Genomic DNA, 21,680 nt, shown 5'->3' with positions numbered 1-21,680 from the left:
GGCTTTGCAATAATCGCTATGTAGTCTCTGGTCATTTAGTCTATTCAGGGACCTATCCCACCGCCAGTGCCGTCGCCGGGCCATGCTGTGGCCTTCGGGTGACACTGGCGCAAACCGACCTGCCGGGGCAGTCTGGCCCCGGTCCGGCCCCGCGCCGGGCAGACGAACAAGAGCGAGTGACCATCCATGCAAGCACGCGACGCCGGGTTGAGCGAATTGCGCAAGGTGCGCCGCGAGAGCCGCGGGCTCTACTGGGCCGTCGCCCTGTTCAGCTTTTTCGCCAACCTGCTGATGCTGACCGGGCCGCTTTACATGCTGCAGGTCTATGACCGGGTGCTGTCGAGCCGGTCGGAGGCCACGCTGGTGGCGCTCTCGGCGCTGGTGATCTTTCTCTACACGATGATGGGCCTGCTGGATTTCGTCCGTGGCCGGATCATGGCGCGGGTCGGCGCGCGGTTCCAGTCGCGGCTGGATGACCGGGTGTTCAATGCCAGCCTGCGGCGTGCGGCGGCGCGGTCGGATGAAAGCTCGGCCACCGGGCTGCGCGATCTGGAATCGGTGCAGCGGTTCCTGACCTCGCCGGTGCTGATCGCGCTGTTCGATCTGCCGTGGACGCCGTTCTTTCTGGCCGGGATCGCGATCTTCCATCCCTTCCTCGGGTTGCTGGCGCTGGGCGGCGGCGCGTTGCTGGTGGTGATCGCGCTGATCTCGCAGCAGATGCAGAAGGCGCCGGTACAGGCCCATGGCCGCGCGGCGCACAAGTCCGAGGCGGTGGCCAGCCGGATGCGCGACGAGGCCGAGATGGTGCATGCCATGGGCATGCACAAGGCGGCGCTGGCCCGCTGGAAAGGCGCGCGGCGGCAGGCACTCGATGGCCAGATCAGCAGCTCTGATGTCAGCGGCGGCTTCACCGCCCTGACCCGGGCGCTGCGGCTCTTACTGCAATCGGCGATGCTGGGTCTCGGCGCCTGGCTGGTGCTGCGCGGCGAGCTCTCGGCCGGGGCGATGATCGCCGGCTCGATCCTGCTGGGTCGGGCGCTCGCGCCGATCGAACTGCTGATCGGCCAGTGGGGTGTGGCGCAACGGGCGCGGCAGGGCTGGCAGGCGCTGGCGCTGCTCCTGGGTTCGACCCCGCCGGAGAAACAACGCATGGAGCTGCCCCGCCCCAAGGCGCATCTCGAGGTGCAGCAGCTGACGATCATCCCGCCGACCGAGCGGCAGGCGGCGCTGCGGATGATCTCTTTCGACATACGTCCGGGGCAGGCGCTGGGCGTGATCGGGCCGTCGGGCGCCGGCAAATCCACCCTGGCGCGGGCGCTCACCGGCCTCTGGCCGCCGGCCTCGGGGCGCATCCGCCTCGACGGCGCAACGCTCGATCAATATCCGCCCGAGAAACTGGGGCAATACATCGGTTACCTGCCGCAGAAGGTCGAGCTGTTCGACGGTACTATTGCCGAGAACATCGCCCGGCTCGAGCCGGAGCCGGATGCGCAGAAGGTGGTCGAGGCGGCGCAGATGGCGGCGGCGCATGAACTGATCCTGAAGTTGCCGCAGGGCTATGACACGGTGATCGACGCCCATGGCGGGCGGCTGTCGGGCGGCCAGATGCAGCGCATCGGGCTGGCGCGGGCGCTCTACAGCAGCCCCGAAATTCTGGTGCTCGACGAGCCCAACTCCAATCTCGACAACGAAGGCAGCGCTGCGGTCAACGCTGCGATCCGCGCGGTCAAGGCGCGGGGCGGTGCGGTGCTGATCATGGCGCATCGACCGGCGGCGATCCAGGAATGCGACCTGCTGCTGGTGCTCGATCACGGTGCCCGCGTGGCCTTTGGCCCGCGCGACGAAGTGCTGAAGAAAACGGTGCAGAATGCCGCGCAGATTCGCCAGGCCGGGCCGGGAGGGGTGCAATGAGCCGTCAGGAATTCTCCGTCCGCACGCCGCTGTTTCTCGGCGTTCTGGCGCTGGTGGCGCTGATCGGCGGGTTCGGCAGCTGGGCGGCGCTGAGCCGGATCACCGGCGCGGTGATCGCCTCGGGCCAGGTCGAGGTGCACCAGAACCGTCAGGCGATCCAGCACACCGATGGCGGCACGGTGTCGGACCTGCTGGTGGGCGAGGGCGATATCGTCGGCGCCGACGAGGTGCTGCTCAGGCTCGACCCGGCGCTGATCCGGGGCAAGCTGACCATCGCCGAGGACCAGATGCACGAGATCATGGCGCGGCGCGGCCGGCTCGAGGCCGAGCGCGACGGTGCCGAGGCCCCGGACTACGACCCCCGCCTGCTGGCCGCTGCGGCCGAGTTTCCCTCGGTGGCCGAGATGATCGCCGGGCAGACCCGGCTGTTCCAGGCCCGTGCCGAATCGACCGAAAGCGAGATCGACCGGCTGCGGTCGCAATCGCGGCAGATCGCGGTGCAGATCGAGGGGATCGAAGCGCAGCAAGAGGCGCTCGACGAGCGGCGCGCGCTGATCGACGAGGAGTTGAAGAACCAGCAGACCCTGCTCGACAAGAAACTGGCCCAGGCTTCGCGGGTGCTGGCGGTGCAGCGGCAGCGGGCCGAGCTGCAGGGACTGGCGGGCGAGCTGACGGCGCAGAAGGCGCAGGCGCTGACCCGGATCGCCGAGATCGACATCACCATCCTGTCGATCGGCTCGCGGCTGCGGGAAGAGGCGATCACCCAGCTGCGCGACCTGCGGGTGCGCGAGTGGGAGCTGGCCGAAGAGGTCACCGCGCTGCGCGACCGGCTGGGCCGGATGGAGATCCGCGCACCGGTGGCCGGTGCGGTCTATGACCTCGCGGTCTTCGGCAAGGGCGCGGTGATCCGCCCCGCCGAACCGCTGATGTTCCTGGTGCCGCGCGACCGGCCTGCGGTGATCGCCGCCCGCGTCGCGCCGATCAACATCGACGAGGTGCACGTCGGCCAGGAGGTGATGCTGCGCCTGACCTCGCTGAGCCAGCGCGAGACGCCGGAGATCTACGGCGAGGTGGTCAAGATTTCGGGCGACGCCTTTGTCGACGAGGTCAGCCGCCAGCCCTATTACCGTGCCGAGATCGTGCTGCGGCCCGGCGAAATCGCCAAGCTGCCCGAAGGCACCGCGCTGATCCCCGGCATGCCGGTCGAGGCCTTCCTGCGCACCGAGGCACGCTCGCCGCTGGTCTACCTCCTCAAGCCGCTGGCCGATTACCTCGCCCGCGCGATGCGCGAAAGCTAGGGCGGAACGGGCTTGCCCCCGGCGCGGGGCCGCTCTAGCGTCGCCACAAATTTCAGGAGGTGACCAATGGACAACCCGATAGAAGCCCGCCTCAAGGAGCTGGGCCTGACCCTGCCGGACGCGCCGGCGCCGGCGGCAAACTACGTGCCCTTCGTGCGCTCCGGCGACACGCTCTATGTCTCGGGCCAGATTTCCTCCGGCCCTGACGGGTTGATCCTCGGCAAGCTGGGGCAGGAGCTCGAGGTGGCCCAGGGCGCGGCGGCGGCACAGGCCTGCGCGCTCAGCCTGCTGGCCCAGGTGCGCGCCGCCTGCGAGGGCGATCTCGGGCGGCTCAAGCGGGTGGTCAAGCTGACCGGTTTCGTCAATTCCACGCCCGAATTCACCGACCAGCCCAAGGTGATCAACGGCGCCTCGGACCTGATGGTCGAGGTTCTGGGCGACGCCGGCCGGCATGCCCGCTCGGCGGTTTCGGCCGCGTCGTTGCCCCTGGGCGTGGCGGTCGAGATCGAAGGCATCTTCGAGATCGCATGACCTTGCCCGCCGCCTTTCAGCACCGCCCGATCGCCCACCGCGCGCTGCATGACCGCCGCAACGGGCGGCCCGAGAACTCGCGCGCCGCGATCCGCGCGGCGATTGCGCGGGGCTATGGCATCGAGATCGACCTGCAGCGCAGCGCCGATGGCCGGGCGATGGTGTTCCACGACTATGTGCTCGACCGGCTGACGGGCGCGCGCGGGCGCATCGGCGACCACGACGCAGCGGCGCTGGGAGGGATCACCCTGACCGGCGGCGACGAGGGCATCCCGACGTTTACCGAGGTGCTGGAGATTGTCGACGGCCAGGTGCCGCTGCTGGTCGAGATCAAGGATCAGGATGGCGGCATGGGCCCCGATGTGGGCCCGTTGGAAGAGGCCACGGCACAGGCGCTTGCGGGCTATGATGGCCCTGTGGCGGTGATGTCCTTCAACCCGCATTCCATGGCCGAAATGGCGCGGCTGGCGCCAAATGTGCCGCGCGGTCTGACCACCTGCGCCTACCCCGAGGCCGACTGGCCCGAGCTGACCGAGGCGACGCGCGCCCATCTTCGCGAGATCCCCGATTTCGACCGGGTCGGCGCCTGCTTCATCAGCCACCAGATCACCGATCTGGCCGCGGCCCCGGTGGCGGCGCTGCGCGACCGCGGCATTCCGGTGCTCTGCTGGACGGTGCGCACGCCTGCCCAGGAGGCAGAGGCGCGCAAGCTGGCCTGCAATATCACCTTCGAGCAGTATTTGCCTTGAATGCGGGGCAGGGGACGCCAAGTCTCTGAGGGACCCCAGGGCAGGTGAGATGCGCGAAACCCAGATCGAGATACAGACCCATGACCGGATCGCCGAGATCGGCGCGGCCACATGGGATGCCTGCGCCTGCCCCGAGGTGACGGATGGCGGTCGGCCGTTCGATCCCTTCACCACCTATCGGTTTCTTCACGCGCTGGAGGACAGCGGCTCGGTCGGGCGGGGCACCGGCTGGCAGCCGACCTATCTGACCGCGCGGCTGGGCGGCGAGGTGATCGCCTGCGCGCCGCTTTACGCCAAGAGCCACAGCCAGGGCGAATACATCTTCGACCATAACTGGGCGCATGCCTATGAACAGGCCGGCGGCGACTATTACCCCAAGCTGCAGATCGCGGTGCCCTTTACGCCTGCCACAGGCCGCCGGTTCCTGACCCGGCCGGGGTTCGAGGAGATCGGTGCCTCGGCGCTGGTGCAGGGCGCGATCAAGCTGGCAGCCAACAACGGTCTGTCGTCGCTGCATGTGACCTTCTGCACCGGGGAAGAGGCCGAGGCTGGCGAGAAGATGGGCCTGTTGCGCCGGCAGACCCAGCAGTTTCACTGGGAAAACCACGGTTATGCCGATTTCGACGGCTTCCTCGCCGCGTTGTCGTCACGCAAGCGCAAGACCATCCGCAAGGAGCGGAGTCGCGCGCAGGGCTTTGGCGGCACGATCCGCACGCTGACCGGCGATCAGTTCGAGCTTGAGCATTGGGATGCCTTCTGGGTGTTCTATCAGGACACCGGCAGCCGCAAATGGGGCACGCCCTACCTGACGCGGGCGTTCTTTGACATCGCCCACGAGGTGCTGCGCGACGACATCGCGCTGGTGTTGGCCGAGCGGGGCGGCAGACCGGTGGCGGGGGCGCTGAACTTCATCGGGCGCGAGGTGCTTTATGGCCGCTACTGGGGCTGTATCGAGGATCACCCCTGCCTGCACTTCGAAGCGTGTTACTATCAGGCCATAGATTTCGCCATCCGACACGGGCTGGCACGGGTCGAGGCCGGGGCGCAGGGCGAGCACAAGCTGGCGCGCGGATATCTGCCGGTGCCCTGCCATTCGCTGCACTGGGTGGCTGACCGGGGCTTTGCCGAGGCGATTTCGCGCTATCTTGAGGCAGAGCGCGCGGCGATCGACGAGGATATCGAGGTTTTGACAAGCTACGGCCCGTTCCGGCGCGACCAACAGGAGGAACAGCAATGAGCGAGAAATTGTCCGACACCGGGCGCAAGACCATGCTGGCGCCGCTGATCGACAAGGGCTGGACCGTCGACGACAGCCGCGATGCGATCTGCAAGACCTTCGAGTTCCAGGACTTCATCGACGCCTTTGGCTGGATGACGCGGGTGGCGATCTATGCCGAGAAGTGGAACCACCACCCGGAGTGGTCGAATGTCTACAAGACGGTCGAGGTGGTGCTGACCACCCATGACGTCGGCGGGCTGTCCTCGCTCGACGTGAAACTCGCGCGGAAGATGGACCAGCTGGCGGAGTAGGGCTGGCGGCTCGGTCCTGCGCCGGGACGTGTAGGCGGGGGGGGGGCGATGCTTTCTAGATAGCGACGGTTCGGCCCACTCATAACGCCGTCCCGGCCTCGCGCCGGGACCTCACCGTTAGCCATGAGGCCCCGGATCGGGTCCGGGGCGTGTAGGCGGGGAGGTCGATGCTTTCTAAATAGTGAAGGTTCGGCCCACTCGTAACGCCGTCCCGGCCTTGCGCCGGGACCTCACCGTCTGCCATGAGGCCCCGGATCAGGTCCGGGGCTGCGTTGGCACATAGATCATCTCGAGTACTCTCGTGAGACCCCGAGGCTCCGGACCAGGTCCGTCGCACGACCCAACCCGTCAGATCGCCTCCAGCAAAGCCTCGCCGGCGGAGGCTTCGCAGACGCCAGGGCTCTCTTCGCGGTGCAGCACCTTGACCACGCCGTCCTCGGCATAAAGCGCATAGCGCACCGAGCGGTCGTAGAAGCCCACTGCAGGCGCGGTGAAATCCATGCCGATCGCCTTGGTGAACTCGGCCCCGGCATCGGCGAGGAAGGTCAGACCGGCGGCATGGGCGCCGCTGCTTTCGCCCCAGGCATGCATCACGAAGGGATCGTTGACCGCGACGCAGATGATGTCGTCCACGCCCTTGGCCTCGAACCCCGCCTTGGTGCGGATGAAGCTCGGCACATGCGCCGCCGAACAGGTGCGGGTGAAGGCACCCGGCAGACCGAAGATCACCACCTTGCGGCCCTTGAACCGCGTGCCGAGATCGACGGGTTCGGGCCCTTCGGCGCCGATGTGCAGCAGGTTGGCCGTGGGCAGGGTGTCGCCGGGGGAAATCGTCATATGTCCGTCCTATGGAATTGCGTTCGCCTCAGGGGGCGATATAGGGTCTGGCGCAGCAAGAACCAGCGATAATTTCACCATCCCCTCGAAAGGAGACCCATGGCGCATTTCATCGTGGTCGGAGGCGGGCAGGCCGGCGCCTCGCTGGTTGCCAAGCTGCGCAACAGCGGTTTCGAGGGCGAGATCACCCTGATCGGGGAAGAGCCGGTGCCGCCCTACGAGCGGCCGCCGCTGTCCAAGGCCTATCTGCTGGGCGAGATGGCGCAGGAGCGGCTCTATCTGCGGCCGGCGCAGTTCTACGACGATCTGAACATCACCCTGCGGCTGAACACCAGGGTCACGGCGATCGACACCGAGGCCAGGACGATATCGCTGGGCGACGAGGTGCTGAGCTATGACAAGCTGGCGCTCTGCACCGGCTCGCATCCGCGCCGCTTGCCGGCGGCGATTGGTGGCGATCTGGAGAACGTCTTTGTCGTCCGCACCCTGGCCGATGTCGACGCGATGGAGCCGCAGGTGCGCCAAGGCGCCAAAGCGCTGATCATCGGTGGCGGGTATATCGGGCTCGAGGCGGCGGCGGTGGCGGCCAAAAAGGGTATGCAGGTGACGCTGGTCGAGATGGCCGAGCGCATCCTGCAACGGGTGGCGGCGAAGGAGACCTCGGATCACTTCCGCGAGTTGCATAGAAGCCATGGCGTCGACATCCGCGAGGGCGTCGGGCTCGAGCGGCTGCTGGGCGAGGACAAGGTCTCGGGGGCCAGGCTGACCGACGGCAGCGAGATCGCCGCCGACATGGTGGTCGTCGGCGTCGGCATCGTGCCGGCCACGGAACTGGCCGAGGCGGCGGGGATCGCGCTCGACAACGGCATCAGGACCGACGCGCAGGGCCGCACCTCGGCGCCGGATGTCTTTGCGGCGGGGGATTGCGCCTCTTTCCCCTATCGCGGCGAGCGTATCCGGCTGGAGAGCGTGCCCAATGCCATCGACCAGGCCGAGGTGGTGGCGCAGAACATGATGGGCGGCGCGGTCGACTATGTGGCGACGCCTTGGTTCTGGTCTGATCAATACGACTGCAAGTTACAGATCGCCGGGCTCAACAAGGGGTATGACCATGTCGAGACCCGCCACGGCGAGGATGGCCGCAAGTCGTTCTGGTATTTCCACGGGGATCAGTTGGTGGCGGTCGATGCGATGAACGACGCGCGCGGCTACATGGTGGCCAAGCGGTTGATCGAGGCCGGCAAGTCCGTGACCCGCGACGAGGTGCATACCCCCGATGCCGAGCTCAAGGCGCTGTTGAAGCGGTGAGGATCATTGCCGGAGAGCACCGCGGACGGGCGCTGACCCCGGTGGGCAAGGGCGACGCCGGGGCGCATCTGCGCCCCACCACCGACCGGGTGCGCGAGAGCCTGTTCTCGATGCTGGGCGGTGGCCGCTTCGGCGCGCCGTTCAACGAGACCCGGGTGCTCGACCTCTTTGCCGGCACCGGCGCGCTGGGGCTCGAGGCGCTGTCGCGCGGAGCGGCCGAGGTGGTGTTTGTCGATGACGGGCGCAAGGCGCAGAAGCTGATCCGCGCCAATATCGCCCTGCTGCGGGAAACCGACCGCGCGCGGCTGATGGCCTGCAATGCCACGCGGCTGCCGGCGAACGACGGCGCGCCCTTCGATCTGATCTTCCTCGACCCGCCTTATGGCAAGGCGTTGGGCACGGCGGCGCTGGCCTCGGCCCGGGCCGGCGGCTGGATTGCGCCCGAGGCGCTGATCGTCTGGGAGGAAAGCAGCGCGCAGGTGGCACCCGAAGGCTTCGACCTGCTCGAGACCCGCAAGTACGGTGATACAATTATCAGCGTTTTGGAGCCATTAAACTGAGAGTTGTGGCATTGCGGTGACAGCCGAAATGTGGCATGTTGAAGCGGTCTTGCATACGACCACCCTCACGGCGGCCCGACGGGCCGCAGCACGGCATGCCACGGCGCCCATCGGCTGCGCACGGGCCGCAAGCAATTGCGGTTAAGCTGATGAGGCCGCCGTGGCCACGACTTGGGTGGTCATCCCTCACGCACAACTTTGACGAAACCCTTCGGTGAAGCTGCCCTGCCAGTGATGGCGGCGTCACACCCGGTGATAGGGCGCGCCCGCAAGGATCGAGGCGGCGCGATAGAGCTGTTCGCTCAGCATCACCCGCACCAGCATATGTGGCCAGACCATCTTGCCGAAGGACAGCGACATGTCGCATTCGGCGCGCAGGCCCGGGTCGATGCCGTCGGCCCCGCCGATGATCAGCGCGAGGTCGCCCCGGCCATCGTCGCGGTGGCGCGCCAGAACATCTGCAAAGGCGGGAGAGGTCATCAGCTTGCCGCGCTCGTCGAGCGCGACCTTGACTGCGCCCTCGGGCAGGGCCCGGCGCAGCAGGGCGGCTTCGGCTGACATGCCGCCGCCCTTGCGGTCTTCGACTTCGTGCAGGCTCAGAGGGCCCAATCCAAGGGCCCGGCCGGTTCTGTCAAAGCGCGTGACATAGTCGTCGATCAACGTTTTCTCGGGGCCCGCCCTGAGGCGGCCCACCGCGCATACATGCACACGCATCCGGCTGGATCAGTGGCCCGAGGGCCGCGATGTGGCTTCGCCCGTGGGCATCCACATCTTCTCCAGCTGGTAGAATTCGCGCACCTCGGGACGGAAGACGTGAACGATCACGTCACCGGTGTCGATCAACACCCAGTCGCCGGTTTCCTTGCCCTCGGTCTTGGCGCCACGGCCGAGATCAGCCTTGAGCATGTCGACAAGCTTTTCCGAGATCGCCGCGACCTGGCGCGACGAACGGCCCGAGCAGATCACCATGTAATCGCCCATGGCGGTCTTGCCGCGGAGATCGATCTCCACGATGTCCTCGGCCTTGCTGTCGGAAAGAGAGGTCAGAATTTGCGAAAGCAGCTCTTCGCTGGTGACTTCCGCATGATGGCCCGAACGGGGCGCGCCTTGAACGGCGGAATTCGCCGCAATGGTAAGAGTCAGGACGTGGTCCTCCTTGGTTCTGCGCCGCATCGCCCGGCGCCTGACGTGCCCTCAATTTAGCAATTCAGAGGTGACAATTCAATGAATCCGGTCTCAGGGTTGCAACAAGCCGCCGGTTTCGGCCGCCTTTGCCGCATCTCCGAGCATCCGCACCTCGCGCTGCGGGAAGGGAATCGAGATGCCGTTTTCCTTGAAAGCATCCCAGAGCGCAAGGTACACATCGCCGCGGATGTTGGTCAGGCCGCCGGTCGGGTCCTTGATCCAGAAGCGCAGGATGTAGTCGACCGAGCTGTCGCCGAAGCCGACGATGTGGCAGACCGGCGTCTTGGGATGGGCCAGCACCCGTTTCACCTCGGAGGCCGCGGCGATGGCGAGACGCCGCACCGCATGCGGATCGTCGTCGTAGGAGGTGCCGAAGAAGATGTCGAGCCGGACGAAATCCGAGGAATGCGACCAGTTCACCACCTGCCCGGTGATCAGGTCCTCGTTGGGGATCAGGTATTCCTTGCCGTCGCGGGTGACGACGCTGACGTAGCGCGCGCCAAGCGCGTTGATCCAGCCGAAGGTCTCGCCCAGGCTGATGACGTCGCCCGGCTTGATCGACTTGTCGAGCAGGATGATGATCCCCGAGACGAGGTTCGACACCACCTTCTGCAGGCCGAAGCCCAGCCCGACGCCGATCGCGCCCGAGAGCACCGCGAGACCGGTGAGATCGACCCCCACCATGTTGAGCCCGATGAAGAAGGCCGACCCGTAAAGCAGCACCTGCAGGAACTTGACCGCCAGCACCTGCATCGAGGGCGAAATGTCCTCGTTGCTGCGGATGCGGGCCGTGGTGGTCTTGGCGATGAAGCGCGCCAGCGCGATGGTCACCGTCAGGATCACCAGCGCCTGCACCACCAGCCAGGCCGAGAGCCGCATGTCACCCAGCGTGATTGCCATGCTTTCGAGCAGCCGCTGGGTGTCCTCGGTCATGCCGAGGATCGACAGGGTGACCCAGATCCATGCGCCGTAGCGTACGGTGGTGCGCAAGAGCGGGTTGTCGATCAGCCGGGTGGCAAAGACGACAAAGAGCCAGGCCGCGGCGAGATTGGCAAAGATCGCAAGTAGATAGGAGCGTGAGGGCCAGGTCAGTTCGCGCATCACCAGCACGGCGATCCACATCAGCACGACGAAGAAGATCATCCTGAGCCGTCGGTGCACGATCACCAGCACCCGCATCCGCCAGCGCGGCCAGCCTTCGCGGGCCCGCATCCAGTCGTGCAGCCGTGGCCGCGCCAGGCTGCCAGCGCCCCAGGCGAGGGCCATCAGGGCGATGGCGATGAACACCTGGTAGCGGATCCAGGGGCGCAGGAGCATGTTGAAGTAGAACTCGCCCCAGGCACGCGCATTGGTGATCACGTCCTGGAGCATGGCCAATGCGTTGACGGGGTCGGTCTGAGGGTCCATCGGTGCTCCTGTAGGGGACAAGCTCAGCTTGCACCGGGATGGGGTGGCAGACAAGGGTTCTGGGGGCCAGTGCCCCGCGCGTTAACAGCGGCCACAGGCCGCCGCGCATCGCCGGGCCGCCTCATCGGCACGGCGATTGGTCTGGCCCAGGCGCGTCGATCAACTCTTCTACGGATTTGGCCGGGATAAAGCACTGACGACCTGCCGGCGGATCGCCGCACCGCGGCCCGTCGATGCGCGGCTTGTGTCCTGCAGCCTCGGCACGGCGATTGGTCAAGCACAAGCGCGTCGGTCAGATCATCTTCGGACCTGGCAGAGATAAAGCGCTGCCGAACCAGCCGAGGATCGCCGCCGCGGCCCGGCGCTGCTTGTGCGCACCCCCTAGTGCGGCCCCTGGCCCGTCGCCTCGATCATCGCCCGGAAATGCGTGTCGGAAAAGCCCGTGGGCGAAGGTGTCGCGCCGCCCTGCACCGATTGCACGGCCAGCCCCGCGGCCAGAACCGCGGCGCACAGGGCCACATAGATCACGCTCAACTTGCTCATCGAAACTTCTTTCTCACCACGCCCGGTCTGTTGCTGTCAGGGGATCACGTTTTGCGGCAGTTCACTGCCAAGGCTTGCGAGAATCTCGACCAGCCTGTAAAGGGCCAGCTATGCAAATGCTGACGGATATTCAAGACCGCGCCCGCCTGCGCGAGCGGTTCTTCGGTGCGACCTTTACGGTCCTCGCCCGGCTATAAGCGGCCTTTTGCCAATCCGCCCTGAAATCGTGACCAATTGAACGGGAGAGGACCAGCCATGTCCCCCAAAACGCTCTATGACAAGATCTGGGATGCGCATGTCGCGCATGAAGCCGAAGACGGTACTTGTCTGCTCTACATCGACCGCCACCTCGTGCACGAGGTGACCAGCCCGCAGGCCTTCGAAGGCCTGCGTCTTGCCGGTCGCAAGGTGCATGCCCCCGAGAAGACCATCGCCGTGCCGGACCACAACGTCCCCACCACCGAGGATCGGGTCAACGGCATCGACAATGAGGAAAGCCGCATCCAGGTCGACGCGCTCGACCGCAATGCCAAGGAATTCGGCGTGCATTACTACCCGGTGTCGGATGTCCGCCAGGGCATCGTGCACATCGTCGGCCCCGAGCAAGGCTGGACCCTGCCCGGCATGACCGTGGTCTGCGGTGACAGCCACACCGCGACCCACGGCGCCTTTGGCGCGCTGGCGCATGGCATCGGCACCTCCGAGGTCGAGCACGTGCTCGCCACCCAGACGCTGATCCAGAAGAAGTCCAAGAACATGAAGGTCGAGATCACCGGCAAGCTGCGCCCCGGTGTGACCGCCAAGGACATCACCCTGTCGGTGATCGGCAAGACCGGTACCGCCGGCGGCACCGGCTATGTCATCGAATATTGCGGCGAAGCGATCCGCGATCTGTCGATGGAAGGCCGGATGACCGTCTGCAACATGGCGATCGAAGGCGGCGCCCGCGCCGGCCTGATCGCGCCCGACGAAACCACCTATGAATACATCAAGGGTCGTCCGCATGCGCCGAAGGGCGCGCAGTGGGAAGCGGCTCTGAACTGGTGGAAGACGCTCTATTCCGATGACGACGCCCATTGGGACAAGGTGATCACCATCGCGGCCGAGGATATCGCCCCGGTCGTGACCTGGGGCACCTCGCCCGAGGATGTGCTGCCGATCACCGCCAAGGTGCCGGCGCCCGAGGACTTCAAGGGCGGCAAGGTCGAAGCGGCGCGCCGCTCGCTCGACTACATGGGTCTCAAGCCCGGCCAGGCGCTGACCGATATCGAGATCGACACGGTCTTCATCGGCTCCTGCACCAACGGCCGGATCGAGGACCTGCGCGCGGCAGCCCAGATCCTCAAGGGCAAGAAGATCAAGGACGGCATGCGGGCCATGGTGGTTCCGGGCTCCGGCCTCGTCCGCGCCCAGGCCGAGGAAGAAGGCCTGGCCGACATCTTCAAGGACGCCGGGTTCGAATGGCGCATGGCGGGCTGCTCGATGTGCCTGGCGATGAACCCCGACCAGCTGGCCGAGGGGGAACGCTGCGCCTCGACCTCGAACCGCAACTTCGAGGGCCGTCAGGGCTACAAGGGCCGCACCCACCTGGTGTCGCCGGCGATGGCCGCCGCCGCCGCCGTGACCGGCCGCCTGACCGACGTGCGCGAGATGATGTAACCGGGCCGCTCCTCCGCCCGTGCCCGGTCGTCCTCGCGAGGACGGCCCGCAGGGACGGAGGAGCACCCCGGTCGAAAGGACCAAACGAATGGAAAAATTCACCAAACTGACCGGCACTGCGGCCCCGATGCCGCTGGTCAACATCGACACCGACATGATCATCCCCAAGGTGTTCCTGAAATCGATCCAGCGCACCGGCTTCGGCAAGAACCTGTTCGACGAGATGCGCTACAACCGCGACGGCAGCGAGATCCCCGATTTCGTGCTGAACAAGCCGCAGTACCGCGACGCGCAGATCCTCGTCGCCGGCGACAACTTCGGCTGCGGGTCCTCGCGCGAACACGCCCCCTGGGCGCTGGCGGATTTCGGCATCAAATGCGTGATCTCCACCAGCTTTGCCGACATCTTCTACAACAACTGCTTCAAGAACGGCATCCTGCCGATCGTGTTGCCGCAGGAAGACGTCGACAAGCTGATGGATGACGCCGAGCGCGGCGCCAATGCCAAGCTGACCGTCGATCTGGAAAACCAGACGATCCAGGGCCCCGACGGCGGCACCATCCGCTTCGACGTCGACCCGTTCAAGAAGCATTGCCTGATGGAAGGCCTCGACGACATCGGTCTGACCATGGCCAAGAAGGACTCGATCGAGAGCTTCGAGGCCAAGGCGGCGCAGGAGCGTCCCTGGGTCTGAGCCCCGGCGATCCTGAAAGAGACATGGAGAACGGCGCGGACCTCCGCGCCGTTTTTCGTTTTGCGGGGGTCGGGGGCAGTCAAAGGGCGCCCTCGGCAGTGCTGATCGAGGTCGGTTCGAACCTGCCACTGCCAATCTCCCGGGGGGATGACCAGCCGCGCGCCGCTCGCTTGGGTGGAGCTGCCTGCGAATCGATCACCTCACGGCCGAAATGCAAACCGCTGTGCGCCCGGTCACAGGGCAGGGCGATCTCTCGTGGATTCGGACAAGCCGGCACATCGGGGCAGCACGCCACCTGCCGGGGAATAGGGCAGCACGTCGGAGGTATGTCGCGGGGCTTGTAGGCCTATACGTCTGCGCCCCAACATCTGGTGTGCACTGTTTTCATTGACGTTTTCCTGCCGTATTATTGATGCAATCGGGCACCACCCAACCCACGAAATTGCCCGAATAGTTTCGATACAGTGAACAGACGGTTGAGACACCGGCCGAAAAGGGGCAACAATTGGGCAAGAATGAGGCAGGCCGCAGTTACCCAAGCGGCATCAAACGGGAACAAGGGCTCGGCATCGTACCGCGCCCGACCGGATTGAAGGGAATGGGGCAGTGATTTCACGCATTTTCGGTGCGGCGGTACGGGCATTGCTGGTGTCGAGCATGGTCGTCTTGCCATCTCTGATGCTCGGTCCGAACGGTGCCGATGGCGCGCAGATATCGGTACTGGTGGCGATCCTCGCGGGGGTCTTCGTCTTTGCCGAATACGCCTCCTCCTATCCCAGCTTTGTCGAGTTCCGCCACGCGCCGCCGTTCAACCGCATGCGCTTTGTCATGCTGCTGTTGATGGTGGTCTGCCTGACCTGGCTGTCGCGCCAAAGTGCCGAGCCGGGGGTGCTGTCGGGCATCGTATCGCGCGGGGCTTCGTCCATGGGCGAGCTCCTCGATCTGCCGTATTCACCGGTGCGCATCTTCATCTACGGTTTGCCTACAGACACCAGCCTCGAACTGGTCGAACGGGCCCGCGACGGTGCGGCGCTGGTCTATGCCATGTCGCTGACCGCGCTGGCCACCTTTGCGCTGCTGGTGCGGATCTATGACTGGCCGTCGCGCAATGGCGCCTTCAACGTCTGGATCAACCTGCCGCTTTTTGACCCCACCACCGGTGGCGACGTGCTGCCGCGGCTGCGCCGTGACGGCTGGCTGAACATTGCGGCGGGGGTTGTGCTGCCCTTCGTGATCCCGGCCTTCATCCGGCTGACCTCGGGGGTGTTCGACGCCTTTACCCTGTTTGACTCGCAGAGCTTTGTATGGACGATGGTTGCATGGGCCTTCATTCCCGCCAGCATGATCATGCGCGGCATCGCCATGGGCCGGGTCGCCGACCTGATCGAGGAAAAGCGCCGCCGGGCCTATGCCCGCGCCCAGCACGCTGGCTGATCCTTCTCCTTACGTTTCTGGCCGGGCCGCTCGCGGCTGAGCCGCTCCGCCTTGCCACTTGGCATGTCGAGTTGAGCCGCAAGGGCCCGGGCCTGCTGCTGCGCGATATCCTCAAGGGGGAGGACCCTCAGGTCACCGCCGTGGCGCAGTTGCTGGGCGAGATGCGCCCCGATATCCTGCTGCTCACAGACCTTGACCATGACGTCACCCTGCTGACGCTGACTGCCCTGCGCGACCGGATCGCGGCCGAGGGCCTCGACTACCCGCATCTCTTTGCGCCGCCGCAGAACGCCGGGCGGGATATCGGTGCGGACCTCGATGGCGACGGGCGGTTGCAGGAGGCCGAGGATGCGCTGGGCTTCGGCTTCTTCACCGGCGATGGCGGCATGGCGCTCCTGTCACTCTATCCACTGGCCGAGGCGCAGGAGTACACCGACCTGCCCTGGCGCGATCTGCCGGGGCACCTGATGGACGGGGCCGAGGTGCCGGAGGCGGTGCAAGGCTTGGTGCCGCTGTCGAGCGTGGCGCATTGGGCGGTGCCGGTGGTTTTGCCCGGGGGCTCTCTGACCGTGCTGGCGTTTTCCGCGACGCCGCCGGTCTTCGACGGGCCGGAGGACCGCAACGGCAGGCGCAATCATGACGAGGTGATCTTCTGGCGGCATTACCTCGACGGCGCCTTCGGGCCGGTGCCGGAGCATGTCGCGCTGATGGGCAATGCCAACCTCGACCCTGAGGATGGCGAGGGTCGGCATGACGCCATCCGCCTGCTGCTGGGTGATCCGCGGTTGCAGGACCCCGCGCCCCGCGATCCCGCCGCCGCCGAAGAGGCCAACCCCGGCCAAAGCGGCGATCCGGCGCTGGACACCGCCAATTGGGCAGAGCCGGTGCCGGGCAACCTGCGGGTCGATTACATGCTGCCCTCGGCCGCTCTGACGGTGCTGGGCAGCGGCACGCTCTGGCCCGCGCCCGAGAGCCTCGCGGCCCGAGCCTCGCGCCATGCGCTGGTCTGGGTCGACATTGACTGGCCGCCGGACCCGGCGAACGAGTGACCCCGCGCGTGACGCAGCCCCGGACCCCGCTCCGGGGCCTCAGCGCCCGCCATGAGGCCCCGGAGCGGGGTCCGGGGCGCGGCGCGCGATGCTCGGGCCCTTGTCATTCTTGACCCTCCGGCAGGCATTGGATAGGCGATGCGGGAACGTTTTTCTCGACAAAGGAACCGCCCATGAGCACGCCTTCCCTTCTGATCCTGCCCGGTGACGGCATCGGCCCCGAGGTCATGGCACAGGTCCGCCGGATCATCGACTGGTACGGCGACAAGCGCGGGCTCAAGTTCGAGGTCAGCGAAGACCTCGTCGGCGGCTGCGCCTATGACAAGCACGGCACGCCGCTGCATGACGACACCATGGCCAAGGCACAGGAAGTCGACGCCGTCCTGCTGGGCGCCGTGGGCGGCCCGCAGTACGACAACCTCGACTTCTCGCTCAAGCCCGAGCGCGGCCTGCTGCGCCTGCGCAAGGAGATGGACCTCTATGCCAACCTCCGGCCCGCCCAGTGCTTCGACGCGCTGGCGGATTTCTCCTCGCTGAAGACCGACGTGGTTTCCGGCCTCGACATCATGATCGTGCGCGAGCTGACCTCGGGCGTCTACTTCGGCGAGCCGCGCGGCGTCTTCAAGGAAGGCAACGAGCGCGTCGGGGTCAACACCCAGCGCTACACCGAGAGCGAGATTGCCCGCGTCGCGCGGTCGGCCTTCGAGTTGGCCCGGAAACGCAACAACAAGCTCTGCTCGATGGAAAAGGCCAACGTGATGGAATCGGGCGTGCTCTGGCGTGACGTGGTCACCGAGGTGCACCAGGCGGAATATTCCGACGTCGAGCTGACCCACATGTACGCCGACGCCGGCGCCATGCAGCTGACCCGCTGGCCCAAGCAGTTCGACGTGATCGTCACCGACAACCTGTTCGGCGACCTGCTGTCGGACCTCGCGGCAATGCTGACCGGCTCGCTCGGCATGCTGCCCTCGGCCTCGCTCGGCGCACCGATGGCCAATGGCCGTCCCAAGGCGCTCTACGAGCCGGTGCACGGCTCGGCCCCCGATATCGCCGGCACCGGCAAGGCCAACCCGATCGCCTGCATCCTCTCCTTCGCCATGGCGCTGCGCTACAGCTTCGACCAGGGTGCCGAGGCCGACCGGCTGGAGAAGGCCGTCGAGAAGGTGCTGGCCGACGGGGTTCGCACCGCCGACCTGCTGCAGGCCGATGGCGCCAAGCCGGTGTCCACCTCCGAGGCCGGCGATGCCATCCTCGCGGCGCTCGACGCCTCGCTGTAAAGAAACCTCGGGTGGGTGCCCCGGCACCCACCCCTGCCTCCCTTGCCGCAGCTCTGCGCCCTGCGCATGGCCGCTAGAACGCCGGGGCGGGGCTCGGCAAATCGGCCTTGATTTGCGCAAAGCTCTCGCCCTAAGGGGGCATGTACGCAATTCGTCCCGCGGGGCGGCAATCTCTGCGAGACCCCCATGAACATCAAAGGCCTGCTTTTCGCCCTTCTGGGCTTTGCCATGTTTTCCGTCCATGACGTGGTGGTGAAGTACCTCGGCGGCACCTATTCCCCGGTACAGATCATCTTCTTTGCCGGGCTGTTCAGCTTTCCGCTGCTGACCTTCGTGCTGATGAGCGACCCCACCCGCGACAACCTGCGCCCGGTGCATCCCTGGTGGGTGCTTCTGCGGGTGCTGACATCGCTGGGCGCCGGGCTGATGGCCTTCTACGCCTTTTCCGTGCTGCCGCTGGCGCAGACCTACACGCTGCTCTTCGTCGCGCCGCTGCTGATCACCGTGCTGGCGATCCCGGTGCTGGGCGAACGCGTGGGCCTGCACCGCTGGGCGGCGGTGATCGTGGGTCTGGCCGGCGTCATCGTGGTGCTGCGGCCCGGCGCGCAGGATCTGACCCTCGGCCATGCCGCCGGCCTGGGCTCGGCCGCCTGCAATGCGCTGGCCTCGATCGTGGTGCGCAAGATCGGCCAGGACGAGCGTCCGGTGGTGCTGATGCTCTATCCGCTGGCGGGCAACTTCCTGCTGATGGGCTCGGCGCTGCCCTTTGTCTATGTCGCCATGCCGGTGGTGGACCTTGGCGCGCTGGGCGTGATCGCGGTACTGGGTTTTGCCGCCAGCATGTGTGTCATCGCCGCCTATCGCTTCGGCGAGGCCGCCATCGTGGCGCCGATGCAGTATTCGCAGATCCTCTGGGCCTCGGTCTTCGGCTTCCTGCTGTTCGGCGAAAGCCTTGACCGGCCGACGTTCTACGGCGCCGGTCTGATCATCCTGTCGGGCCTCTACATCGTCTACCGCGAGAGCCGGGGCGGCAAATCCAGCACCACCCCGGTGCTGCGCAACCGCAGCCGCGGCTACAGCCCCGGCAGCATTCGCACCTCGACCTTCCTGCGGCGGTGGAAAACCGACTGAATACCTCTTGCAAAGCGGCAAGCACCCATGTAATCCGCCCGTCACGGTCGGAGTGTAGCTCAGCCTGGTAGAGCACTGTCTTCGGGAGGCAGGGGCCGGAGGTTCGAATCCTCTCACTCCGACCAATTTGCGCAAGGCCTCCCGGGTGGGGCCGCGCACATCCCCCCTCAGATTTCCGGCAAATCGCCTTTGCAAGGCGCGCGCCTGTCGTCCGGCCGTCGCGCAGTCCGGCGAAGTCCCGAACCGTCACATCCCCGTCAAATCTCGATGCTCTGACTTGATCTGGCCGCCCCGCCTCTAAGTTGACCGGGACGATCACCAGGCCAATTCCGACCGAGGACGTTTCAATGACCCCAGCCCTTGCGCCGCTGACGCCGAACCAGGCACTTGATCTGTTTACCCGCACCCGCGCAAGGACCGAGGCGCTGGCCGCCCCGCTCAGCCCCGAGGACACCATGCTGCAAAGCATGGAGGACGCCTCGCCGGTCAAATGGCACCTGGCCCATACCACGTGGTTCTTCGAGGAATTCATCGTCAAGCCACGGGTCGCGGGCTATCGCTCGCCCGACGACCGCTTCGCCTTTCTGTTCAACTCGTACTACACGCAGGCCGGCCCTCGGCACGCCCGTGACAAGCGCGGGCTGGTCTCGCGACCCGGCGGCGAGGCGGTGCGGGCGTACCGCGCCCATGTCGAGGACAGTCTTGCCACCCTGCTGGCGCAGCACCGTGATGACGCCGAAGAGATCGCCGGGCTGGTCGAGCTGGGCTGTCACCACGAGATGCAGCACCAGGAGCTGCTGGTGACCGACCTGCTGCACGGGCTGAGCTTCAATCCGCTGCTGCCGGTCTACAAGGAGCCCGAGCCGCTGGAGGTGACCACCGGTCCCGAGCTGCGCTTTGACCGCCATGACGGCGGATTGGTCGAGATCGGCCATGACGGCCGGGGATTTGCCTATGATTGCGAGGGGCCGCGCCACAAGGTCTGGCTGGAGCCCTTCGAGATTGCCAACCGCCCGGTCACCAACCGCGACTGGATCGAATTCATGGAGGACGGCGGCTATGCCGACGCCCGTCATTGGCTGATGGAGGGGCTGGCGGTGGCGCAGCGCGAGGATTGGCAACATCCGCTCTACTGGTGGCAGCAGGACGGCACCTGGTGGACCTATACCCTGCGCGGCCCGCAGCCGGTGGCGCTCGAGGCGCCGGTGGTGCATGTGAGCTATTACGAGGCCGATGCCTTTGCCCGCTGGGCCGGCGCACGCTTGCCCACCGAGGCCGAGCACGAGACGGCCTTCCGCGACCGCCCGATCGAGGGCAACCTGATGGGCGACGAAGACGCCATCGGCATGCTGCGCCCGATGCCGGGCGAGGGCGTCTGGGGTGATGTCTGGGAATGGACCGCCTCGGATTTCGCGCCGTACCCCGGGTTCCGCCCGCCGGAGGGCGCGCTGGGGGAATACAACGGCAAGTTCATGGTCAACCAGCGGGTGCTGCGCGGCGGGTCCTGCGCGACCCCGCACGAGCAGATGCGGGTGAGCTACCGCACCTTCTTCTACCCGCACCAGCGCTGGCAGATGATGGGGCTGCGGCTGGCCCGGGACGTGGCCTGATGGACGGCTCGGGTCGCGCTCTTTCGCCCGGCGCCAATGCGCTGTTGCAGGACGCGCTGGAGGGGCTGTCGCAACGGCAAAAGCGGCTGAGCCCGAAGTGGCTGTATGACCAGCGCGGCAGCGCGTTGTTCGAGGAAATCACCGGGTTGCCGGAATACTACCTCACCCGCACCGAGGCGGCGATCCTGACGGAATATGCCGCAGAGCTGGCCGGGCTGGTGCCTGAGGGCGGCGCTCTGGTGGAGTTCGGCTCCGGCGCCTCGGTCAAGACCCGAACACTGCTCGACGCCGGCGATCATTTCGCGGCCTATGTGCCGATCGATATTTCGGCCAATTTTCTGCATCAGACGGCACATGGCCTGCGGGCGCATTATCCGCGGCTCGAGATCGCGCCGGTGGTGGCCGATTTCACCGCGCCGGTGCGCCTGCCGCCGCATCTGGACGCCATGGCCAAGGTCGGCTTCTTCCCCGGTTCGACCATCGGCAACCTGCCGCCAGAGGCCGCCACCGACCTGCTGCGTCATGCCCGACGCTGGCCGGGGGCGCAGGGCTTCATCCTCGGGGCTGATCTGGTCAAGGACGAGGCCACGCTGGTGGCCGCCTATGACGATGCGCAGGGCGTGACGGCGCAGTTCATCGGCAACATCCTGCACCGGCTCAACGCCGAGCTTGGGGCGGATTTCGACACCGGGGCCTTTGCCTATCGCGCGACCTGGAACGCGGCCCTCGCGCGGATCGACATGGAGCTGGTCTCGACCCGGGCGCAGACCGTCAGCCTGCCGGGGGCGCGGATCGACTTTGCCGCGGGCGAGGCGATCCACGTCAGCGCCTCGCGCAAGTACACCGAACAGACGCTGGCGCAGCTGGTAGTGCCCGCCGGCTGGCGCGTGGAGCAGTTGCTGACCGACGAAGACCGGGCCTTTGCCGTGGCGGTGCTTTTGCCGCAGTGATCGGAGCCGGGCTT

The 21,680-nt window shown here is 66.5% G+C and carries 21 protein-coding genes and 1 tRNA gene; 17 read left to right on the top strand and 5 right to left on the bottom strand.

The features are described 5' to 3' along the window. The first annotated feature begins 186 nt into the window (after window positions 1-186). From ACN0SE_RS09875 to ACN0SE_RS09850, 6 genes are all read left to right on the top strand, one after another. Window positions 187-1,911, top strand: coding sequence for a type I secretion system permease/ATPase (locus tag ACN0SE_RS09875; protein ID WP_417524345.1), 1,725 nt, complete (start codon window positions 187-189; stop codon window positions 1,909-1,911). Then, complete coding sequence (locus tag ACN0SE_RS09870) at window positions 1,908-3,209, top strand: HlyD family type I secretion periplasmic adaptor subunit (RefSeq protein WP_417524344.1); 1,302 nt, start codon at window positions 1,908-1,910, stop codon at window positions 3,207-3,209. The genes ACN0SE_RS09875 and ACN0SE_RS09870 overlap by 4 nt, the downstream gene beginning before the upstream one ends. A gap of 66 nt (window positions 3,210-3,275) precedes the next feature. Next, window positions 3,276-3,740, top strand: coding sequence for a RidA family protein (locus ACN0SE_RS09865; protein ID WP_417524343.1), 465 nt, complete (start codon window positions 3,276-3,278; stop codon window positions 3,738-3,740). Further along, entirely contained in the window at window positions 3,737-4,489 is a 753-nt protein-coding gene (locus ACN0SE_RS09860; protein ID WP_417524342.1) for a glycerophosphodiester phosphodiesterase family protein, read from the top strand. The genes ACN0SE_RS09865 and ACN0SE_RS09860 overlap by 4 nt, the downstream gene beginning before the upstream one ends. 49 nt (window positions 4,490-4,538) lie before the next feature. Next, window positions 4,539-5,726 (top strand): GNAT family N-acetyltransferase, encoded by a 1,188-nt coding sequence (locus ACN0SE_RS09855; protein WP_417524341.1) that lies wholly within the window; start codon window positions 4,539-4,541, stop codon window positions 5,724-5,726. After that, window positions 5,723-6,019 carry a 4a-hydroxytetrahydrobiopterin dehydratase gene (locus ACN0SE_RS09850; protein ID WP_417524340.1) on the top strand — a complete coding sequence of 99 codons (297 nt, stop codon included), beginning with the start codon at window positions 5,723-5,725 and terminating at the stop codon, window positions 6,017-6,019. The genes ACN0SE_RS09855 and ACN0SE_RS09850 overlap by 4 nt, the downstream gene beginning before the upstream one ends. A 348-nt stretch (window positions 6,020-6,367) precedes the next feature. On the opposite strand, the gene ACN0SE_RS09845 is transcribed toward ACN0SE_RS09850, so the two are convergent. After that, a complete protein-coding gene (locus ACN0SE_RS09845; protein ID WP_417524339.1) occupies window positions 6,368-6,856 on the bottom strand; it encodes a peroxiredoxin in 489 nt (162 codons plus the stop codon). A 99-nt stretch (window positions 6,857-6,955) separates the two neighbouring features. On the opposite strand from ACN0SE_RS09845, the gene ACN0SE_RS09840 reads away from it, so the two are divergent. Both ACN0SE_RS09840 and rsmD read left to right on the top strand, forming a co-directional pair. Further along, complete coding sequence (locus tag ACN0SE_RS09840) at window positions 6,956-8,164, top strand: NAD(P)/FAD-dependent oxidoreductase (RefSeq protein ID WP_417524338.1); 1,209 nt, start codon at window positions 6,956-6,958, stop codon at window positions 8,162-8,164. Continuing rightward, window positions 8,161-8,724: a 16S rRNA (guanine(966)-N(2))-methyltransferase RsmD gene (gene rsmD / locus ACN0SE_RS09835; protein WP_417524337.1), complete on the top strand. Its 564-nt coding sequence runs from the start codon at window positions 8,161-8,163 to the stop codon at window positions 8,722-8,724. Before ACN0SE_RS09840 ends, rsmD begins: the two co-directional genes overlap by 4 nt. A gap of 243 nt (window positions 8,725-8,967) precedes the next feature. Here rsmD and rlmH read toward each other — a convergent pair whose 3' ends face one another. The 4 genes from rlmH to ACN0SE_RS09815 form a co-directional block, all read right to left on the bottom strand. Beyond that, complete coding sequence (rlmH, locus tag ACN0SE_RS09830) at window positions 8,968-9,438, bottom strand: 23S rRNA (pseudouridine(1915)-N(3))-methyltransferase RlmH (protein ID WP_417524336.1); 471 nt, start codon at window positions 9,436-9,438, stop codon at window positions 8,968-8,970. A gap of 9 nt (window positions 9,439-9,447) precedes the next feature. Then, entirely contained in the window at window positions 9,448-9,897 is a 450-nt protein-coding gene (gene rsfS, locus ACN0SE_RS09825; RefSeq protein WP_417524335.1) for a ribosome silencing factor, read from the bottom strand. A 63-nt stretch (window positions 9,898-9,960) separates the two neighbouring features. Further along, complete coding sequence (locus ACN0SE_RS09820; protein WP_417524334.1) at window positions 9,961-11,316, bottom strand: mechanosensitive ion channel family protein; 1,356 nt, start codon at window positions 11,314-11,316, stop codon at window positions 9,961-9,963. 381 nt (window positions 11,317-11,697) lie between these two features. Next, on the bottom strand, window positions 11,698-11,859 hold the full coding sequence (locus ACN0SE_RS09815) for a hypothetical protein (RefSeq protein WP_417524333.1): 162 nt from the start codon (window positions 11,857-11,859) through the stop codon (window positions 11,698-11,700). A gap of 255 nt (window positions 11,860-12,114) precedes the next feature. Here ACN0SE_RS09815 and leuC point away from each other — a divergent pair, with 255 nt between their 5' ends. From leuC to egtD, 9 genes are all read left to right on the top strand, one after another. Further along, on the top strand, window positions 12,115-13,518 hold the full coding sequence (leuC, locus tag ACN0SE_RS09810; RefSeq protein ID WP_417524332.1) for a 3-isopropylmalate dehydratase large subunit: 1,404 nt from the start codon (window positions 12,115-12,117) through the stop codon (window positions 13,516-13,518). Window positions 13,519-13,606: 88 nt separating this feature from the next. Further along, window positions 13,607-14,212 carry a 3-isopropylmalate dehydratase small subunit gene (gene leuD / locus ACN0SE_RS09805; RefSeq protein WP_417524331.1) on the top strand — a complete coding sequence of 202 codons (606 nt, stop codon included), beginning with the start codon at window positions 13,607-13,609 and terminating at the stop codon, window positions 14,210-14,212. A 678-nt stretch (window positions 14,213-14,890) separates the two neighbouring features. After that, complete coding sequence (locus tag ACN0SE_RS09800) at window positions 14,891-15,646, top strand: hypothetical protein (RefSeq protein ID WP_417524330.1); 756 nt, start codon at window positions 14,891-14,893, stop codon at window positions 15,644-15,646. 71 nt (window positions 15,647-15,717) lie between these two features. Further along, on the top strand, window positions 15,718-16,695 hold the full coding sequence (locus tag ACN0SE_RS09795) for an endonuclease/exonuclease/phosphatase family protein (RefSeq protein ID WP_417524329.1): 978 nt from the start codon (window positions 15,718-15,720) through the stop codon (window positions 16,693-16,695). A gap of 173 nt (window positions 16,696-16,868) precedes the next feature. Beyond that, window positions 16,869-17,975, top strand: a complete 1,107-nt coding sequence (leuB, locus tag ACN0SE_RS09790) for a 3-isopropylmalate dehydrogenase (RefSeq protein ID WP_417524328.1) — start codon at window positions 16,869-16,871, stop codon at window positions 17,973-17,975. A 186-nt stretch (window positions 17,976-18,161) separates the two neighbouring features. After that, a complete protein-coding gene (locus ACN0SE_RS09785; RefSeq protein ID WP_417524327.1) occupies window positions 18,162-19,106 on the top strand; it encodes a DMT family transporter in 945 nt (314 codons plus the stop codon). Between the two features lie 48 nt (window positions 19,107-19,154). Further along, window positions 19,155-19,231, top strand: a tRNA-Pro gene (locus ACN0SE_RS09780). A 222-nt stretch (window positions 19,232-19,453) separates the two neighbouring features. Further along, window positions 19,454-20,716 (top strand): ergothioneine biosynthesis protein EgtB, encoded by a 1,263-nt coding sequence (gene egtB / locus ACN0SE_RS09775; RefSeq protein ID WP_417524326.1) that lies wholly within the window; start codon window positions 19,454-19,456, stop codon window positions 20,714-20,716. After that, entirely contained in the window at window positions 20,716-21,666 is a 951-nt protein-coding gene (gene egtD / locus ACN0SE_RS09770; protein WP_417524325.1) for an L-histidine N(alpha)-methyltransferase, read from the top strand. Before egtB ends, egtD begins: the two co-directional genes overlap by 1 nt. Window positions 21,667-21,680 lie beyond the last annotated feature (14 nt).

Origin of the sequence: Marinovum sp. (assembly GCF_048263515.1) — a bacterium.
Taxonomy (GTDB): domain Bacteria; phylum Pseudomonadota; class Alphaproteobacteria; order Rhodobacterales; family Rhodobacteraceae; genus Marinovum.
The sequence above is the reverse complement of the archived record's forward strand: the minus strand, read 5'-3'. Positions and strand labels throughout refer to the sequence as shown.

What these genes read in the sequence shown, in the direction of transcription:
- ACN0SE_RS09875 (WP_417524345.1), top strand. Translation starts at nt 187, where the DNA reads ATGCAAGCACGCGACGCCGGGTTGAGCGAATTGCGCAAGGTGCGCCGC.
- ACN0SE_RS09870 (WP_417524344.1), top strand. Translation starts at nt 1,908, where the DNA reads ATGAGCCGTCAGGAATTCTCCGTCCGCACGCCGCTGTTTCTCGGCGTT.
- ACN0SE_RS09865 (WP_417524343.1), top strand. Translation starts at nt 3,276, where the DNA reads ATGGACAACCCGATAGAAGCCCGCCTCAAGGAGCTGGGCCTGACCCTG.
- ACN0SE_RS09860 (WP_417524342.1), top strand. Translation starts at nt 3,737, where the DNA reads ATGACCTTGCCCGCCGCCTTTCAGCACCGCCCGATCGCCCACCGCGCG.
- ACN0SE_RS09855 (WP_417524341.1), top strand. Translation starts at nt 4,539, where the DNA reads ATGCGCGAAACCCAGATCGAGATACAGACCCATGACCGGATCGCCGAG.
- ACN0SE_RS09850 (WP_417524340.1), top strand. Translation starts at nt 5,723, where the DNA reads ATGAGCGAGAAATTGTCCGACACCGGGCGCAAGACCATGCTGGCGCCG.
- ACN0SE_RS09845 (WP_417524339.1), bottom strand. Translation starts at nt 6,856, where the DNA reads ATGACGATTTCCCCCGGCGACACCCTGCCCACGGCCAACCTGCTGCAC.
- ACN0SE_RS09840 (WP_417524338.1), top strand. Translation starts at nt 6,956, where the DNA reads ATGGCGCATTTCATCGTGGTCGGAGGCGGGCAGGCCGGCGCCTCGCTG.
- rlmH (WP_417524336.1), bottom strand. Translation starts at nt 9,438, where the DNA reads ATGCGTGTGCATGTATGCGCGGTGGGCCGCCTCAGGGCGGGCCCCGAG.
- rsfS (WP_417524335.1), bottom strand. Translation starts at nt 9,897, where the DNA reads ATGCGGCGCAGAACCAAGGAGGACCACGTCCTGACTCTTACCATTGCG.
- ACN0SE_RS09820 (WP_417524334.1), bottom strand. Translation starts at nt 11,316, where the DNA reads ATGGACCCTCAGACCGACCCCGTCAACGCATTGGCCATGCTCCAGGAC.
- ACN0SE_RS09815 (WP_417524333.1), bottom strand. Translation starts at nt 11,859, where the DNA reads ATGAGCAAGTTGAGCGTGATCTATGTGGCCCTGTGCGCCGCGGTTCTG.
- leuC (WP_417524332.1), top strand. Translation starts at nt 12,115, where the DNA reads ATGTCCCCCAAAACGCTCTATGACAAGATCTGGGATGCGCATGTCGCG.
- leuD (WP_417524331.1), top strand. Translation starts at nt 13,607, where the DNA reads ATGGAAAAATTCACCAAACTGACCGGCACTGCGGCCCCGATGCCGCTG.
- ACN0SE_RS09800 (WP_417524330.1), top strand. Translation starts at nt 14,891, where the DNA reads ATGCTCGGTCCGAACGGTGCCGATGGCGCGCAGATATCGGTACTGGTG.
- leuB (WP_417524328.1), top strand. Translation starts at nt 16,869, where the DNA reads ATGAGCACGCCTTCCCTTCTGATCCTGCCCGGTGACGGCATCGGCCCC.
- ACN0SE_RS09785 (WP_417524327.1), top strand. Translation starts at nt 18,162, where the DNA reads ATGAACATCAAAGGCCTGCTTTTCGCCCTTCTGGGCTTTGCCATGTTT.
- egtB (WP_417524326.1), top strand. Translation starts at nt 19,454, where the DNA reads ATGACCCCAGCCCTTGCGCCGCTGACGCCGAACCAGGCACTTGATCTG.
- egtD (WP_417524325.1), top strand. Translation starts at nt 20,716, where the DNA reads ATGGACGGCTCGGGTCGCGCTCTTTCGCCCGGCGCCAATGCGCTGTTG.